Below are 15,285 nucleotides of genomic sequence, written 5' to 3'. Positions count from 1 at the left end.
TTAGCAACGGTCCGGGCCGGGCGCCGGTCCGCGCGGCGGGAGCCGGCGCCCGGGGAGGCAAGCCCGGCGGGGCCGTTCGGGTCACGCTCGCGCGGCGGGCCCCGTCGGCACCGGGCGCTTGTGGACGAACGCGGAACGCAGCGCGTGATACGGCGATTCGGGTGTGAAGAACTGCCGGTGCATCACCGCGAGCTCCTCCTCCCGGTACGCGTCGAGCGGCTTCGTCCGCTCGTCGGCCTCGCGCGCGGCCTTCTTCGCCGCGATCCGCTGCTGGGCGGTGGGCGAGGCGGCGAGCAGCCCGGCCAGGTGGGCCGCGGACGGCCCGAACTCCTCCGGCCCGCAGGCCAGCACCCGGTCGACCAGGCCGATCCGCTCGGCCGTGGCCGCGGAGACCGGGAGCGCCTGGCGGGTCAGCCGCTCGGCCGCCGCCGCGCCGACCCTGCGCGGCAGGGTGTACGTCCAGTACTCCGAGCCGTGCAGCCCCATCAGCCGGTAGTGGGGGTTGAGGACGGAGCCGGCGCGGCACCACACCTCGTCCGCCGCCAGGGCCAGCATCACCCCGCCCGCCGCCGCGTTGCCGCCGACGGCGGCGACCACCAGCCGGTCGGTGGTGGTGAGCACCGCGTCGACCAGCTCGTCCATCGCGGTGATGTTGTCCCAGGACTCGACGGCCGGGTCCGGCGCGGCCTCGATCACGTTGAGGTGGATGCCGTTGGAGAAGAAGTCCCGGCCGCCGCCGAGCACCAGCACCGAGGTCGGACGGGCCGCGGCGAAGCGGTACGCGGCCAGCAGCCGGCGGCAGTGGCCGGTGGACATCGCGCCGCCCGGGAAGGAGAAGCGCAGGAAGCCCACCGGGCCGTCCTCGCGGTAGCGCAGGTCCGACCAGACCGGGCCGTCCCCCTCCCCCGGCATCAGCGGCGCCGCCACCTCCGGCAGCGCCGGCAGCAGCCCGCCGAGGGCCGTGGCCGCCGGGAGCTTGACGCCCGCCGGGCCGCCGGGGGTGCGGCGGCGGAGCTCGGGGATCCAGACCGCGCCGTCCGAGGTGGCCCGGCAGACGGCGCCGGCCCGGGTGGCGATCAGCTCGCCCGGGCGGCCGCGCAGCACCGGCTCGCGGTGCCCGCCGTGCAGGTACCAGGCGCCGCCGCACAGCTCGTCGAGCACGCCGGGGCGCGAGTCCGCCGCGCGGAGCCTGCGCAGCACCGCCTCGGTGGGGTCGGCCGCCCAGTCGATCCGGCGCTCCTCCTGGCGCAGCGCGGGCCGGGTCCGTACGGTGCCGCTCCAGCCGGGGCCGGACTGCGGCTCCGGCGCGTACCCGCCGGAGGCGAAGCGTTCGACGGCGAGCAGCGCGGCCGCCACCGCCGCGTCGGCGACCTCATTGCGGTACAGGTCGCTCTTGCCGTACCCGGGCAGCCGGCAGGGCGCCCAGGCCCAGACCGGCCCGGCGTCCAGCTCCGCCTCGGCCTGCAGCACCGTGACGCCCCAGTCGGTGCGGCCCTCCTGGACGGCCCGGTCGAGGGAGGACGGGCCGCGGTCGCCCGGCGGGCCGGGGTGGACGACCAGGCAGGTGAGCTGTGACCAGAGCTCGCGCGGGATCGCCGTGCGCAGCATCGGCGCGAGCACCAGGTCGGGTTTCAGGCGGTGCACCGCGTCGAGCAACTCCTCGTCGTCACCGGCCAGTTGGACGTCCACGGTGTGGAGCCGGTCGCGCAGTTCGGCGTGCAGCCGCTGGCTGAGGCTGTTGAACGCGCTGGCGAGGAGAAGAATCCGCATGTACGACTCCGACGGGGTGGGGTTCCGGGAACCCGGCGATCATCGCTTCCGCCCCCGTGACGCCCCGTCCCGTCCGGTATGTCGCGCCGCGCGTTCACCCGAGCGGCCGGAGCCGGGCGGCGGGGCCGAGCGGGTAGCATGTAAGGTATGAATCCGAATAGTGACCCTTACGAGATCCGCCCCGGCGTGCCCACCGTCGAGGTCTTCCGCCGTCTGCGCACCGACGCCGGCCTCTCCGACAAGGCCCCCGAGGCGGTCGCGCTCGCCCTCCCCAACACCTGGTACGGCGTGGTCCTCCACCACGAGGGCGAGCCCGTCGGCATGGGGCGGATCATCGGCGACGGCGGCACCGCGTTCCAGGTCACCGACATCTGCGTCCACCCCGCGCACCAGGGCCACGGCCTCGGCAAGCGCATCATGGCCGCGCTCACCGGGGAACTGGAGCGCCGGGCACCCGCCACCGCGTACGTCTCGCTGATCGCGGACGGGCCCGCGCGCTTCCTCTACGAGAAGTTCGGCTTCGCGGACACCGCCGCCCACGACTCGATCGGCATGTACCGCCTGATGGGCGGGCGCTGACGGCCCGACGGCCTGGACTGTCGGTGGCGCGGTGTGTACTGGTGCCCGACCCGCCGCCCGCCCGCACGACCCCGGAGGTGCCCCGATGGCCCGACTCCACGTCCGTTCCGGCCTCGACCCCGATGAGCCGGACACCCCGGCGGCCGCCCTGGTCGTCGACCCCGACGGCACCCCGGCGGAACAGGCCCTGGAACGCCTCGGCGGGCACTGCTACGAGGGCGACGAGGTCCTCTACCTGGTGCAGACCGACGGCTGGGCCGAACACAGCTACGACGGGGGCCTGTTGACCGTCGCCGTCGCCGTCCACCCGGCCGTCCTGGAACGGGCGGAGATCGACCCGGCCGGCTTCCCGCTCCGCTCGGCGGCCGACCCGACGGCCGTCCTCGTGCTGCGCGCCGAGACCGCCGTCGCCCCGGCCGTCGCCGAGCGGCTCGCCGAAGGCGCCGCCGTCCTCCTCGGCCCGCCGGACGCCCCGCTCGACGACCTCCTCGGCCCCGACGGCGACTGGCCGATCATCCTCGCGGGGCCCCCGCAGCCGTAGGCGGCCGCTTCGGCCATCCGCCCGGCCGGGTCCATCCGGTCCGGGGACGGCCGAGGGCGCGCCTAAGTCCTGCGGCGGCGCAGCAGAAAGGGCCCTTCCGGTGGCGACCGGCGGGGCCCTTTCCTCACACCGAAGCGTGGGCCTGTCACTCCCCGTCGGCGGCCACCGGGACCTCGTCCTCCCGGAGGATGATGTGGTCCTCGCCCTCGATCTTGATCTCGGTGCCCGCGTACGAGCCGGACGGCTTCGCCTCGCTGTCCTCGGCCATGGCTCCTCCTTTCGGTCGACACGGTGTCGACCCGCGCCGATCCTGCCATGACCAACCGTCACCGGGCTATCGCCCTCGGTGGACCAGAGCTTCCCTGTTGATGCCAACCTGCCGATGACATCGGTGACTTGATGTCATTTCAGAATTTCGGACGCGTTGCCGCCGACGGACCACGGGCCGGACGGGTCCGGACTTCGTCACACCGAGGTCAGGGTCAGGTTCGCGGGGCCGCTGGCACCGGTGATGGTGCCGCCTCCGACCGGACACAGCTCCGGCCTGGTCCCGGTGATGTCGGCAGCCTCCGTGGCCTTCACGGCGGCATCGCCCAGGTAGCGGCCGGCGGTGACGGTGCCGGTGAAGGTGGCGGCGCCGCCGGTGTCCTCCACGGAGGCCCAGTGCACGGTGCTCGTCGTCTGGTCGCTCCAGGTGATGGTCTCGTCGAACGGGGTGAGGGTGTGGAGCACGTTGAGGCAGGTCTCGCCGGGCTCGCTGTTGGTGACCGAGCTCGACCCGGGGAGGCCGGTCACGCACGTCGCGTAGGAGTTCTGGGTGGCGATGGTGACGTTCTGCGGCTGGTTGGTCAGCGCGGGGGTGAACTCGTCGGTGAACGTGCCGGTGCACTGCACGTCCATCACCCCCTGGGCACGGGCCGGCGCGCTCGCCGGGACGAGGAGGAGCCCGCCGGCCAGCGCCACGGCCCCGGCCGTCGCGGCGAGGCGGGAGAACACGACTCGGGACGGAACAGCGTTCATGCGAACCTCCGACGAGGGAACCCCGAACTGCTTTGCCCACTGACGGTGCCACGGAGCGCCGCCGCCCGGGAGGCGTGCGAGGACGGCGTGACGGATCGCGGCGGCCGCCCTGGCCCGTCCGCGCCCCGGCGGGCACAGCGGACGGGCCGGGCACACCGCGCCGGACTCTGCTCGTCGGCGGGCCCTACGCCCCGTCCGGGGCGCCGAGGAGGTCGGCGACCAGGTGGCGGGCGTAGGCGGGGGTGAGGCCGGAGGGGCGGAAGAGGATGCGGTACATCAGGGGGGCGACGAGGCGGTCCATGGCGGTCTCGACCTCGGGGGTGTCCTCGCCGCGGGCGCGGGCCCGGGCGAGGACGAGGTCGAGCTGGTCGGCGGCGTAGGCTGAGCACTGGCCGGCGTTGCCGCCGTCCGGGTCGCCGAGGAGGGCGTCGCGGACGTAGGCGCGGCCGGAGGCGGAGGCCATCTCGTCGAGGAACTGTTCGGCCCAGGCGGTGAGGTCGGCGCGCAGGCCGCCGCGGTCCTCAGGTTCGGTGTCGGGGCGCAGCCGCTCCACCGCGACGTCCGACAGCAGCTCGGCGAGGTCGCCCCAGCGGCGGTAGACCGTCGACGGGGTGACGCCGGCCCGCTGGGCGACCATCGGCACGGTGAGCGCCTCGCGGCCCACCTCCGCGAGCAGTTCGCGGACCGCGGTGTGCACCGCCTCCTGGACGCGGGCGCTGCGCCCGCCCGGGCGGGCCATCTGGCGAGGACTCATACCGTCATCTTAAAGCGTCGCCTTTGCGTTAAGGCGGGCCGGGCCCGGTCAGACCACCGGTGCGAGCGCCCGCGCGGGCTGCGTGCGCTCGTAGGCGTGGCCCACCCGCAGCAGCGTGCGCTCGTCGAAGGGCCGCCCGAGCAGCTGCAGGCCGATCGGCAGGCCCGCCGCGTCGTGGCCGGCCGGGACGGACAGGGCGGGCAGGCCGGTGACGTTGGCCGGGGCGCAGAGCCGGACGTAGGCGTCGGCGACGCCCTCGGAGGTGCCGTCCGGCCAGGTGACCGTCTCCTGGCCGGCCCGGACCGCCGTGGTCGGCACCGTCGGGGCGGCGATCACGTCGACCTCCTCCAGGATCCCCGCCCACGCGTCGCGGATCAGCGTCCGGGCGCGCTGGGCGCGCAGGTGGTCGCCCGCGTCGATCAGCTCGCCGGCCTCCAGCAGGACCCGGACGTCCGCCTGGTACAGCTCGGGGACGGTGCGCAGGGTGCGGGCGTGGTAGGCGGAGGCCTCCGGCGCCACCAGGCCCCACAGGGTGGGCAGGAGGTAGCGGGCCAGCGGGACCTCCACCTCGACGGGCCGGGCACCGAGCGCCTCCAGCCGCGCGACGGCGTGGTGGACGGCGGCCGCCACCTCCGGGTCGACGTGGTCGACGTAGTGGTTGACCGGCACGCCGACCCGCACGCCCGTCAGGTCCGGCTCCCGCTCCGGCCGGTAGTCGACGGCGGGGGCGGCCACCGAGGCGGGGTCGCGCGGGTCGTGCCCGGCGAGGGCGGCCAGGACCAGCGCCGCGTCCTCCACGGTGCGGGTGATCGGGCCGACGTGGTCGAGCGACCAGGACAGCGGGGTGACGCCGTGGCGGGGCACCAGTCCGTAGGTCGGCTTGAGGCCGACCACCCCGTTCAGCGCGGCGGGCACCCGGATGGAGCCGCCGGTGTCGGTGCCGAGGGCGAAGGTCGCCGCCCCGGCGGCCACCGCGACGGCGGACCCGCCACTGGAGCCTCCGGCGACCCGCTCGCGGTCCCAGGCGTTGGCGGTCTGCGGGGTGGTCAGGCCGTAGGCGAACTCATGGGTGTGGGTCTTGCCGGCCAGGACCGCGCCGGCGGCCCGCAGCCGGGCGGCGACGGTGCTGTCGGCGGCCGCGCGGTGGCCGTCCCGGACCCGGGAGCTCGCGGTGGTGGGCGATCCGGCGACGTCGATCAGGTCCTTGAGCCCGACCGGGACGCCGTGCAGCGGCCCCCGGTACCGGCCCCGGGCGATCTCCCGCTCGGCCTCGCGCGCCGCGTCCCGGGCCTGTTCGGCGGCGACGGCGACGTACGCGCCGAGGTGGGGCTCGACCCGGTCGATGCGGCCGAGGACGGAGTCGACCAGCTCGACGGGGGACAGCAGCCGCTCCCGGATCCGCGCCGAGGCGGCGGCGATGGTCAGCTCATACGGCTGCATCGGGGTGCCCCCCTTCCGCACGGAAGGCGGCGGCGGGCGGGGCGTCCCCGAGGTCCAGCTCCCGCAGGACGGCGACGACGGACCGGATGTGCCCGGCGGTGGCCGCCACCGCGGCGTGCCGGTCGGCCGGCAGGTCGAGCCCGGCCCGGGCGGCCCGGCGGGCCGCCTCGGGCGGGGTGAGCTCCGCATTGGACATGGATGCGCTCCTGATCGTGGGCGAGGCGGGGGTGGTGCGAGGCACCACGAGGCATCCCCGCCAAAAGCTAAGGGTTTGCGTTAGCGAGACTGTAGGTTCTATGGTCGCGTTAACGCAAACGAATGGCTTTTGCAGCGGAGGAACCGCCCCATGCCGAACACCCCTACCCCCTCCTGGACGGTCGGCGACCTCACCGTCCACCGCGTCGACGAAGTCCCGCTGCCGCCCGCCACCGGGCCGTGGCTGCTGCCCGACGCCACCCCCGAACTGGTGGCCGGCCAGGACTGGCTGCGCCCCGACTTCGCCGACGCCGACGGCGTGCTGCGCCTGGACAGCCACAGCTTCGCCGTCGTCGTGGACGGGCTGCGTGTCCTCGTCGACACCGGCATCGGCAACGGCAAGCAGCGGGCCAACCCGGCCTGGCACGACCTGCGCACCGACTACCCCGAGCGCCTGGCCGCCGCCGGCTTCCCGCCGGACTCCGTCGACCTGGTGGTCCTCACCCACCTGCACGCCGACCACGTCGGCTGGAACACCCGGCAGGTGGACGGCGCGTGGGAGCCCACCTTCCCCGGCGCGCGCTACCTCACCACCCGCGCCGAGCGGGAGTTCTGGGCCGGGTACCCCATGGACGAGGCGCGCGCGCAGCTGTTCCGCGACTCGGTGCTCCCGGTCGAGCGGGCCGGCCTGCTGGACCTGGTCGACGTCCCGGCCGAGGGCCTGCGGATCGTCCCCGGCCTGCGCCTGCTCCCCACCCCCGGCCACACCCCGGGGCACGTCGCCGTCGAACTGACCAGCCGGGGCCGGACGGCGCTGATCACCGGCGACTGCCTCCACCACCCGGTACAGCTCGCCCACCCGGCCATCGGCGCCTGCGTCGACATCGACCCCCGGCGGTCCGCCGCCACCCGCCGGGCACTGCTCGCCTCCCTCGCCGGTACGGACACCCTGCTGCTCGGCACCCACTTCGCCCCGCCCACCGCCGGCCATGTCCTCGCCGACGGGGAGGCCTACCGGCTGCGGCCCGTGCCCCCGACGGTCGGGGAGAGCGGCCCGCCCGTCGGCGCCGACGGAGCGCGGTGAGTGCGCACCGGGCGGGGCCGCCGAGCCGGCGCGCCGTCGGTTCGCCTCCGCTCGACCCCCTGACCGTCAAGTCGACCCGTCCGAGCGCCGGTCCGATCGTCTGATGAACCGTAGGCTCGACGGCACCCGCTTCGCCGAACCGGGATCGGTGCCCGCCCTCCCGGGGGCGGGCGGGACGATTGAGACGGCAGGAGGAGTTGAGGACGCTGGGAGCGTTCGTCGAGCCCTTCGGGCAAGGATGGGTCCACTTCACCGACTTCGCCATCGCCCTGGTCCTGGCCAGCGCGATCGGCCTGGAACGGGAGATCAGACAGAAGGCCGCCGGACTGCGCACCTACACCGTCGTCGGCCTCGGGGCGGCGCTCTTCACCCTGGTGAGCAAGTACGGCTTCAGCGATGTGGTCCAGTCCGGCGTGGTCACCCTGGACCCGTCCAGGATGGCCGCCCAGATCGTCTCCGGGCTGGGCTTCATCGGCGCCGGGGTGATCTTCGTCCAGCGCGGCTCGATCCGGGGGCTGACCACGGCCGCCACCGTCTGGCTGACCGCCGCGATCGGCACGGCGGCCGCCGCCGGACTGCCGCTGCTCGCCACCGCGGCCACCGCCGCCTACTTCTTCGTCGGCTACGTGCTGCGGCCGCTCACCCACCGGCTGCCGAGGCTGCGCACCCGCCCGGTCAGCTGCCACGTCACCTACACCGAGGGCAACGGCCTGCTGCGGCTGCTGCTCGCCCGGATCACCGCCGCGGGGTTCGCCGTGGCCGAACTGGCGACCGTGGACCGGGCCGGGCCGCCCGACGAGGGCGGCGGCGGCGTCGACGAGCGGATCGCGGAGGTGCACATCACCGTGCACGGCCGCGGGGACCTGTCCGCCCTCACCGCCGAACTGGCCCGCCTCCCGGGCGTCCTGACCTGCGCGGTCAGTCACGCCGAGGACTGAGGCCGGCTCAGTCCGCCGACCCGGCCAACGCCGCCGGCGCCACCGGGGGCGTCCGGACGGCGAGCAGGGCGGTGTCGTCCGTCAACCGGCCGCCGGTGTGCCGGAGGACCTCGGCCGCCACCTCGTCGACCAGGCGCCCGGGGTCGACCACCCCGGGGAGGGCGGCCAGGCGCTCCAGGTGGTCACGCAGGGCGAAGAAGGCGCCCGTCCGGTCGCGGGCCTCGGTCACCCCGTCCGAGACGATCAGGACCGTCTCCTCCGGGCCCAGGCTCAGCCGCCGGACCTCCGGCAGCCCGCCGGCCAGCTGGGCCAGCCCGAGCGGTGCGCCGTTGCCCGGCGGCAGCTGGCGCACCCCCGCGGGCCCGAGGACGTGGGGGCTGTCGTGGCCGAAGTTGACCACCTCCACCTCCCCCGGGGCGTCGGCCGGGAACCAGACGACCACCGCCGTGGCGAACCGCTCCTCCTGCTCCCCCAGCCGCTCCGCCAGCAGGTTCTGCCGGTGCAGCCGCTCCTCCAGCCAGGACGCGACGGTGGCCAGGTCCGCCTCGTGGAAGGCGGCCTCCCGGAAGCAGCCCACCAGGGCCGCCGCCGCGGAGACCGCCGGCAGGCCCTTGCCCTGGACGTCGCCGAGGATGACCCGCGCCCCGAACGGGGTGGCCAGCACGTCGTAGAAGTCGCCGCCCACCCGGGCCTCGACGTCCGCGGCCAGGTAGCGCGCCGCCGAGTCCACCCCGCCCCAGCCCGGCGGCACCGGGCGCAGCACCACCTGCCGGGTGGTCTCGGCCGTGCCCTGGAGGTGGTGGACGTAGGCGGCGGCCCGGGCGCGGAAGATGCTGATCGGCACCGAGACGGCGGCCCCCGCGATCACCAGCAGGAAGTCCTCGATCCCCTGGGACTTGCTCCAGATGCTGTCCAGGGCCGGGTAGGCGACGACGGCGAGGAGGGCGAACAGCATGGTGGCCGCCGGCCCGCAGAGCCCGGCGGCCACCACCGGGACCATGGCCAGCCAGCTGACGGACGCGAACGTGGCGGGGGTGGCCGCGTCCACGCCCACCACCGCCGCGAGCACCGCCAGCGGCACCAGCCAGGACCGGTGGCCGTACCTGATCAGCACCGGCAGCCGCGGCCCCGGCTCCTCGACGGAACGCGCCCGCAAGCCGTCCCTCCCGTTCTCGCGACGTCCCCCGCTGTTCGGGCGCCCCGCCCGGCGCGCAGCCGCCCGGCGGAGGTTGCGCCCAAGGTACGGGGCCCGGTCACGGCAGGGGCGGTGCGGCGGCGTGGTGGGTCCGGCGGTCGCACGTTCGGCCCAGTCGGAGCACCGCTCGCGACACCCCGCCCGGCCCGCCACCGCTCCACCGCGTGCGGCTTTCCGAGTGAGGGGGCAGGGTGGTGCCGTACGGACCTGCCCGAACCACGCGGCGCCACCGGTGACCCGGCGGCCGGCCGAAGGAGGCGCCATGCGCACCCTGAAGATCCCCCGTCGGAGCCTGGCCCTGGCCGCGGCCCTCGCCGCCCTGCCGACCGCCGCGCTCGTCGCCCCGGCCCAGGCCGCGACCGGTGCCCGGGCCGCGACCGCCGCCGCGCCGGTGTCCTTCGTGGAGCTCCCCGAGACCGCGCTGCCGCGCGACCACGCGACCCGGCCGATCACCGTCACGTACCGCAACGACTCCTCGGCCGACCGGACGGTGGCCCCGCAGATCCTCGTCGAGTCGCCGGACAACGGGCCCTTCCTCAACCCGGCGAGCATCCGGATCGAGGTGCTCTCCCCCGACGGCCACTGGCGCGCCATTCCGCTCGGCAGCCAGACCGGCACGCTGTACACCCGGCTCGTCCCGGCCAAGACCGTCCTGCACGGCCACCAGACCCTCACCGCGCACTACCGGGTCACCGTGGTCGGGAAGGCGCCGCTCCAGGGCACGGTCGAGCCCCGGGTGGCGCTCTACCGCTGAGTCACCGGCTGCCCCGAGCCGGTGCCACGGGACACCGGCTGCCCCGGGTCACCTGCGGCTCAGGGCAGCTGCACCGGGGTGAAGGTGCCGGCCGGGGTGCCCGCCAGCGCGCCGTCCATGGCGTCGCGCCAGATCGGGCCGGCCAGGGTGCCGCCGAAGGCCTGGCCGACCACCTGGCCGCCGATCCGCTGGCCGTCCAGCGGCTTGGGGTTGTCGGTGTCGCTGACCACGGTCGCGCCCGCCATCTCCGGGGTGTAGCCGACGAACCACACCTGGCGGCTGTCGTTGGTGGTGCCGGTCTTGCCCGCGCTGTCCCGGCCGGTGAGGCCGGCCGTCTGCCCGGTGCCGTCCTCGACCACGCCCTTGAGCATCGCGCTGACCGTGTCGGCGGTGCCGGCCGACATCACCGCCGAGCAGTTCGCCTGCGGCACCGCGAGCGGCTTGCCGTCGGGGCCGGTCACCGAGGCGATGGCGGTCGGCGCGCAGTAGGTGCCGTGGGCGGCGAAGGCCGCGTAGACGGCCGCCATCGTCAGCGGGGTCAGGTCGTTGCTGCCGAGCGTCATCGACGGGACCACCTGGAGCTTCTCGCCGCCCGCCTGCTGGGTGATGCCCAGCTTGTTCGTCATCCGCGCGACGTTGCACAGGCCGGTGTCGGCCTCCAGCTTCGCGAAGTAGGTGTTGACGGACTGCGCCATGGCCGACTTCATGTCGAACCGGCCGGTGAGGCTCTGGCTGTCGTTGTGCACCTGCCCGGAGGACGGGAACCTCCCGCCCGAGCAGTCCGTCATGGCCGGCCACGGGATGCTGTAGTCCGTGGTGTAGGCCTGGTCGGCCGGGATGCCGCTCTCCAGGGCCGCCGCCGCGACGACCGGCTTGAAGGTCGAGCCGGTCGGGAACCCGAGCCCGCCGCCCATGGCCTTGTCGGCGTTGTAGTTGATCTGGGTCTGGTGCTGCTTGCCGTCGACGCCGTACGGGCGGCTCTGGCCCATCGCCAGGATCTTCCCGGTGCCCGGCTGGACGATGCTCATCGCGGTCGCCGCCTGGTCGCCAGCGTCGACGTGGCCGGTGACCGAGGCCTGGAGCGCCGCCTGGGCCTTCGGGTCGAGCGTGGTGCGGATCTGCAGGCCGCCGCGCTTCCAGACCGCCTGCCGCTCGGCGGCCGACGCGCCGAAGGCCGGGTCGGTGAGCACCGTCTCGCGCACGTAGTCGCAGAAGAAGCCCTCGCCCTGCTTGGCCAGGATGCACCCCTGCTGCGGCGCCTGGACGTTCAGCCCGAGCGGGGCGGCGATCGCCTGCCGGGCCTCCTCCTGGGTGATGTGCCCGTATCCGGCCATCTTGCGCAGCACGGTGTCGCGCCGCTCCTTCGCCGCCGTCGGGTTGACCGTCGGGTCGTAGCCGGTCGGCGACTGCACCAGGCCCGCCAGCAGCGCCGCCTGCGGCAGGGTGAGGTCCGCGGCGTGCACGCCGAAGTAGCGCTGGGAGGCCGCCTCGATGCCGTAGGCCTGCTCGCCGAAGAAGGTGATGTTCAGGTAGTTGGTGAGGATCTGGTCCTTGCTCAGGGTCTCCTCGACCTTGATCGCGTACTTCAGCTCCTGGATCTTGCGGCCGACGGTCTGCCGCTGCGCCTCGGCGACCTTCTGCGGGTCGTCGCCCGCCTCCTCGACGAAGACGTTCTTCACGTACTGCTGGGTGAGGGTGGAGGCGCCCTGGGCGGTGGTGCCCGAGGAGGCGTTCTTGTCCAGGGCGCGCAGCACGCCCTTGAGGTCGATCGCGCCGTGCTCGTAGAAGCGGTTGTCCTCGGTGTCCACCAGCGCGGTCTTCACCAGCGGGGAGATCCGGTCCGCCGGGACGACCGTGCGGTCCCGGTCGTACACGGTGGCGATCGTGCCGCCCTGGGCGTCGAGGATCGTCGTGGCCTGGGACAGCGGAGGGGTCTTGAAGTCGTCGGGCAGGCTCTGGAAGTCGTCCGCCGCCGACTGCGCGCCGAGCCCGACCGCCGCCACCGCGGGCAGCACCATCCCCGCCGCCACCACCCCGGCGACCACGCTGACCGCGACCAGCCGCGTCCCGTGTCCCAGCTTCCGTATGCCCGCCACCACCCGCAGTTCCGCCATGACGCGTGACCGTACGCGGCGCAGATGAGGAACTCCTTGGAAGCCCGGCCTGCCGCCGGGCGCGGACGGCGCACCCGGCGGCAGGCCCGTGGGGCGGGGTCAGCAGGCCTTGACGTACCAGACCGGGGCCCAGTTGGCGTTGGGGTCGCCGTAGGGGGCGCCGGGCGTGGTGTAGATGAGGTTCTTGTACTTGTCGTACATCTTCGCCTTGGTGCCGGTGGACTGGTTGTTGTACCAGGACCCGCCACTGTTCAGGCCGTTGGGGATCTCCTGGAGGACGCCGCAGTCGCTGAAGCGGAACGCGAGCCCCTGGTAGTTGCTGTACTTGTAGCCACAGATGTAGCCCTTGTAGCAGTCGGACGGGGCCGCCGAGACGGCCGGCTGGGCGTTCGCCACGGGGGCGAGGAGCGTGGTCGCGGCGGCGAATCCGGCCGCGAGGACGATGCCGGCCTTGTGGACGAAGCGCATGGGGGACCTCCTGGGAGCAGTGACGTCGTGGTGCGGGCCGCCGGGTCCGGCGCCCGCACCTCAGTCTCGGAGTCCGGGGCACCGCCGCTCGACGTGTTTCGGCCTGGCCCGAATCACGGACGCACCGCTCAACTCCCCTACGAACCGGGCACATCGGGAACGTCGGGCGCGTCGCCGAGCAGCCCGAGGCCGAGGGCGGTCGGGCTGTGCAGCGCGGTGTTGCGGTACCGGGAGGTGCCGATCAGCCTGGCCTCGCGCAGCACGGTGGCGTGCTCGCTGGCGCTGGAGGGGGTGATCCCGGCGAGGGCGGCGAGCTCCTTCGTCGAGCAGCCCGGGTGGTCGGCGATCACCCGCAGCACGGCGGCCCGGGTGCGCCCGAGCAGGGCGGTCACGGTGGGCCCCGACCCCGCCGGGGCCGGCTCGGGGCCGAGCAGGTCCGGCCAGCCCGCGGGGCGGCCGTCGTCGATCGGGAAGGTGACCGCGGGCTGGGGCAGGCCGTGGGAGTCGTCGCTGACCATGGCCCGCTTGGCGAACACCGAGGGGGCCAGCAGGACGCCCTGCCCCTGGAGCCGCAGGTCGTGGTCGACCCTGCTGCGGACCTCCAGCACCGGCGGCTTCCAGCGCATCCACCGGGGGCTGGCGCCGGCGAGCAGGAGCTCGACGCCCCCGCCGAGGAACTGGCGCATCCGCACCGCCCGGTCCGCGGCGTAGCAGTCGGTGATCCGCGACCAGTAGCGGCCGACCAGGTGCTCGTAGAGGAGGCCGAGGCTCTGGGCGAGTTCCTCGCGCAGCGCGCCGTCCTCGGCCAGGCGGCGGGCCCACCCGGGGACGGGCTGGTGCTCGGCGATCGCGGCCAGCTCCGCCGCGACGAGCCGGCCCGGGGTCGCCCGTACCCGCTCCAGCAGCTCCTCCGGCCGGCCTGCCACCGCGGGCATCAGGAAGGTCGGCCCCCAGCCGTCCGCCGGTGCCAGGGAGAGCGCCATCCGGGCCCGCTCGGGCAGCCGCCCCAGGACGCTCCGCCGCCACGGGTCCAGCCGCGCCGCGCGGCTCCGGTCCTGTAGGGCCCGCGCCGCGGCCAGGAGTTCGGCGAACGGCATCGGACCCGCTGGCCGGGTCCTGGCCAGGTCCTGGGAGGTGAAGTGGATCCGGTAGACCATGGGTTCCCTCCGGTGGCGGGCGACGGGGTCAGGTGCGTTTGAAGAACTCCACCTCCGCGAGCGCGATGGCGCGGCCGGGGCCGGTCCCGGCGGCCTCCCGGACGGTGAGCTTCACTTGAGTGACGTCGCTGATCCCGGTCTGGACGGTCTGCGGGCCCGGCTGGTCGTTGAGCGGGACCTGCTGGGTGTGGACCTCGCCGTCCTTCCCGGTGACCTCCAGGGTGAGGACGACGGGGCGGGCCTGCTGCTGGAACTGCTGGGGCTCCGGGGACGCCCCGGTGTGGACGATCAGGTCCACCAGCCGGAACGGGCTGCGGAAGGAGAAGGTGACGGAGTCCCCGATCGCGGGCGCGCCCCAGTAGGTGTTGCTGAGGCCGTCGTCGGCCAGGGTGGCCGGGTGGCCCTCGACGGCGGCGCTCGCCGAGGTGGCGGCGGGGGCGATCGGCGCGGTGCCGCGGACCTTGTCCAGGACGTCCTGGAAGACCCGCTGACCGGCCGGGAAGAGCAGGACCCCGGCCACGACCACCGCGACGAGCGCGAGCAGGGCGATGGTGCGGCGCAGCGCGTTGCCCGAGCCGCCGATCCGCACCCGGCGCCGGAACGGCCAGCGGGTGCGCCACCAGGGCAGTTCGGCGACGGCTTCGGTGGGGGTCAGCGGTGCGGCGCAGCGGCGGCAGAACTTCCGCCCGGGCAGGTTGGGCGTGCCGCAGCTGGGGCAGGGCGGGCCGTCCTGGGTCTCGACGGCCTCGGTCGCCCGGCTGACGGGGCGGGGCGCGACGGGCTTGGCGGGCTGGACGGCCACCGGGTCGGCCGGGGCTGCGGGGGCCTGCGCACCGGGGACCTGCGCTGCGGGGTCGGGGGCCGGGGTCCGCGCGGGGGCCGGCCGTACGGGGGCGGTCGCGGGGCGCGCGGGGTCGGCGGCGGCCGGGGGTTCGGCGGCCGGGACGGGCGGTTGCGATGCTTCGACCCGCTCCTTCGCCTCCTGCTTCGCCTCGCCGTCCTTGGCTTCCGGTTCGGCGCGCGCCGTCCGGCGCGAGGCGCTTCGCCGTACGGGTTCGGCAGGCGCGGAGGCGGGCTTCGGCTCGGGCGCGGGCGTCGGCTTGGGCGCAGGCGTCGACTTCGGCGCGGGAGCAGGCACCGGCTCCGCCTGCGCGGCCGCGGGCGCGGCCGGCGCGGCGCCGGCGGTGCGCGACCAGCCGAGGTAGGCGCCGCAGTTGCCGCAGAAGTCGTCCCCCTCCCCGTTGGCCGTTCCGCATTCGGGGCACACCGGCATTCG

At 75.1% G+C, this 15,285-nt stretch carries 16 protein-coding genes; 5 read left to right on the top strand and 11 right to left on the bottom strand.

The window, feature by feature from the left end; all coding sequences use genetic code 11:
• Positions 1-81 precede the first annotated feature (81 nt).
• Complete coding sequence (locus ACFY4B_RS23060; RefSeq protein WP_074002683.1) at positions 82-1,770, bottom strand: enoyl-CoA hydratase-related protein; 1,689 nt, start codon at positions 1,768-1,770, stop codon at positions 82-84.
• Between the two features lie 147 nt (positions 1,771-1,917).
• Here ACFY4B_RS23060 and ACFY4B_RS23055 point away from each other — a divergent pair, with 147 nt between their 5' ends.
• Both ACFY4B_RS23055 and ACFY4B_RS23050 read left to right on the top strand, forming a co-directional pair.
• Complete coding sequence (locus tag ACFY4B_RS23055) at positions 1,918-2,349, top strand: GNAT family N-acetyltransferase (protein ID WP_387970445.1); 432 nt, start codon at positions 1,918-1,920, stop codon at positions 2,347-2,349.
• An 85-nt stretch (positions 2,350-2,434) separates the two neighbouring features.
• Positions 2,435-2,890: a hypothetical protein gene (locus ACFY4B_RS23050; protein ID WP_387970442.1), complete on the top strand. Its 456-nt coding sequence runs from the start codon at positions 2,435-2,437 to the stop codon at positions 2,888-2,890.
• A gap of 145 nt (positions 2,891-3,035) precedes the next feature.
• On the opposite strand, the gene ACFY4B_RS23045 is transcribed toward ACFY4B_RS23050, so the two are convergent.
• The 5 genes from ACFY4B_RS23045 to ACFY4B_RS23025 form a co-directional block, all read right to left on the bottom strand.
• Positions 3,036-3,158 (bottom strand): hypothetical protein, encoded by a 123-nt coding sequence (locus tag ACFY4B_RS23045; RefSeq protein ID WP_259316342.1) that lies wholly within the window; start codon positions 3,156-3,158, stop codon positions 3,036-3,038.
• Between the two features lie 197 nt (positions 3,159-3,355).
• Complete coding sequence (locus ACFY4B_RS23040) at positions 3,356-3,910, bottom strand: hypothetical protein (RefSeq protein ID WP_387970439.1); 555 nt, start codon at positions 3,908-3,910, stop codon at positions 3,356-3,358.
• A gap of 184 nt (positions 3,911-4,094) precedes the next feature.
• A complete protein-coding gene (locus tag ACFY4B_RS23035; RefSeq protein WP_387970436.1) occupies positions 4,095-4,664 on the bottom strand; it encodes a TetR/AcrR family transcriptional regulator in 570 nt (189 codons plus the stop codon).
• 48 nt (positions 4,665-4,712) lie between these two features.
• Positions 4,713-6,104 (bottom strand): amidase, encoded by a 1,392-nt coding sequence (locus ACFY4B_RS23030; protein WP_387970433.1) that lies wholly within the window; start codon positions 6,102-6,104, stop codon positions 4,713-4,715.
• Entirely contained in the window at positions 6,091-6,300 is a 210-nt protein-coding gene (locus ACFY4B_RS23025) for a hypothetical protein (protein WP_387970431.1), read from the bottom strand. The genes ACFY4B_RS23030 and ACFY4B_RS23025 overlap by 14 nt, the downstream gene beginning before the upstream one ends.
• A 150-nt stretch (positions 6,301-6,450) precedes the next feature.
• On the opposite strand from ACFY4B_RS23025, the gene ACFY4B_RS23020 reads away from it, so the two are divergent.
• Together ACFY4B_RS23020 and ACFY4B_RS23015 are read left to right on the top strand one after the other, a co-directional pair.
• Positions 6,451-7,383: an MBL fold metallo-hydrolase gene (locus ACFY4B_RS23020; protein ID WP_387970428.1), complete on the top strand. Its 933-nt coding sequence runs from the start codon at positions 6,451-6,453 to the stop codon at positions 7,381-7,383.
• Positions 7,384-7,580: 197 nt separating this feature from the next.
• Positions 7,581-8,321: an MgtC/SapB family protein gene (locus tag ACFY4B_RS23015; RefSeq protein ID WP_375873120.1), complete on the top strand. Its 741-nt coding sequence runs from the start codon at positions 7,581-7,583 to the stop codon at positions 8,319-8,321.
• Between the two features lie 7 nt (positions 8,322-8,328).
• Here the strand turns inward: ACFY4B_RS23015 and ACFY4B_RS23010 are convergent, their stop codons facing one another.
• Entirely contained in the window at positions 8,329-9,477 is a 1,149-nt protein-coding gene (locus tag ACFY4B_RS23010) for a PP2C family protein-serine/threonine phosphatase (protein WP_387970426.1), read from the bottom strand.
• A 301-nt stretch (positions 9,478-9,778) separates the two neighbouring features.
• Here ACFY4B_RS23010 and ACFY4B_RS23005 point away from each other — a divergent pair, with 301 nt between their 5' ends.
• Complete coding sequence (locus ACFY4B_RS23005) at positions 9,779-10,270, top strand: signal peptide protein (RefSeq protein ID WP_387970423.1); 492 nt, start codon at positions 9,779-9,781, stop codon at positions 10,268-10,270.
• A gap of 59 nt (positions 10,271-10,329) precedes the next feature.
• Here ACFY4B_RS23005 and ACFY4B_RS23000 read toward each other — a convergent pair whose 3' ends face one another.
• The 4 genes from ACFY4B_RS23000 to ACFY4B_RS22985 all read right to left on the bottom strand — a co-directional run bounded on the left by ACFY4B_RS23000 (position 10,330) and on the right by ACFY4B_RS22985 (position 15,282).
• Positions 10,330-12,384 (bottom strand): transglycosylase domain-containing protein, encoded by a 2,055-nt coding sequence (locus ACFY4B_RS23000; protein WP_074002692.1) that lies wholly within the window; start codon positions 12,382-12,384, stop codon positions 10,330-10,332.
• Between the two features lie 99 nt (positions 12,385-12,483).
• Entirely contained in the window at positions 12,484-12,852 is a 369-nt protein-coding gene (locus tag ACFY4B_RS22995) for a peptidase inhibitor family I36 protein (protein WP_387970421.1), read from the bottom strand.
• Positions 12,853-12,989: 137 nt separating this feature from the next.
• Positions 12,990-14,009 carry a winged helix-turn-helix domain-containing protein gene (locus ACFY4B_RS22990; RefSeq protein WP_387970418.1) on the bottom strand — a complete coding sequence of 340 codons (1,020 nt, stop codon included), beginning with the start codon at positions 14,007-14,009 and terminating at the stop codon, positions 12,990-12,992.
• A 28-nt stretch (positions 14,010-14,037) separates the two neighbouring features.
• Positions 14,038-15,282: an NADase-type glycan-binding domain-containing protein gene (locus tag ACFY4B_RS22985; RefSeq protein WP_387970415.1), complete on the bottom strand. Its 1,245-nt coding sequence runs from the start codon at positions 15,280-15,282 to the stop codon at positions 14,038-14,040.
• Between the last annotated feature and the right edge of the window lie 3 nt (positions 15,283-15,285).

Origin of the sequence: Kitasatospora sp. NPDC001261, assembly GCF_042896795.1 — a bacterium.
Classification (GTDB): Bacteria; Actinomycetota; Actinomycetes; order Streptomycetales; family Streptomycetaceae; genus Kitasatospora.
The sequence above is the reverse complement of the archived record's forward strand: the minus strand, read 5'-3'. Positions and strand labels throughout refer to the sequence as shown.

Bases quoted from the DNA above. Each gene is read 5' to 3' on its own strand.
- ACFY4B_RS23060 (WP_074002683.1), bottom strand. From the start codon at position 1,770: ATGCGGATTCTTCTCCTCGCCAGCGCGTTCAACAGCCTCAGCCAGCGG.
- ACFY4B_RS23055 (WP_387970445.1), top strand. From the start codon at position 1,918: ATGAATCCGAATAGTGACCCTTACGAGATCCGCCCCGGCGTGCCCACC.
- ACFY4B_RS23050 (WP_387970442.1), top strand. From the start codon at position 2,435: ATGGCCCGACTCCACGTCCGTTCCGGCCTCGACCCCGATGAGCCGGAC.
- ACFY4B_RS23045 (WP_259316342.1), bottom strand. From the start codon at position 3,158: ATGGCCGAGGACAGCGAGGCGAAGCCGTCCGGCTCGTACGCGGGCACC.
- ACFY4B_RS23040 (WP_387970439.1), bottom strand. From the start codon at position 3,910: ATGAACGCTGTTCCGTCCCGAGTCGTGTTCTCCCGCCTCGCCGCGACG.
- ACFY4B_RS23035 (WP_387970436.1), bottom strand. From the start codon at position 4,664: ATGAGTCCTCGCCAGATGGCCCGCCCGGGCGGGCGCAGCGCCCGCGTC.
- ACFY4B_RS23030 (WP_387970433.1), bottom strand. From the start codon at position 6,104: ATGCAGCCGTATGAGCTGACCATCGCCGCCGCCTCGGCGCGGATCCGG.
- ACFY4B_RS23025 (WP_387970431.1), bottom strand. From the start codon at position 6,300: ATGTCCAATGCGGAGCTCACCCCGCCCGAGGCGGCCCGCCGGGCCGCC.
- ACFY4B_RS23020 (WP_387970428.1), top strand. From the start codon at position 6,451: ATGCCGAACACCCCTACCCCCTCCTGGACGGTCGGCGACCTCACCGTC.
- ACFY4B_RS23005 (WP_387970423.1), top strand. From the start codon at position 9,779: ATGCGCACCCTGAAGATCCCCCGTCGGAGCCTGGCCCTGGCCGCGGCC.
- ACFY4B_RS23000 (WP_074002692.1), bottom strand. From the start codon at position 12,384: ATGGCGGAACTGCGGGTGGTGGCGGGCATACGGAAGCTGGGACACGGG.
- ACFY4B_RS22995 (WP_387970421.1), bottom strand. From the start codon at position 12,852: ATGCGCTTCGTCCACAAGGCCGGCATCGTCCTCGCGGCCGGATTCGCC.
- ACFY4B_RS22990 (WP_387970418.1), bottom strand. From the start codon at position 14,009: ATGGTCTACCGGATCCACTTCACCTCCCAGGACCTGGCCAGGACCCGG.
- ACFY4B_RS22985 (WP_387970415.1), bottom strand. From the start codon at position 15,282: ATGCCGGTGTGCCCCGAATGCGGAACGGCCAACGGGGAGGGGGACGAC.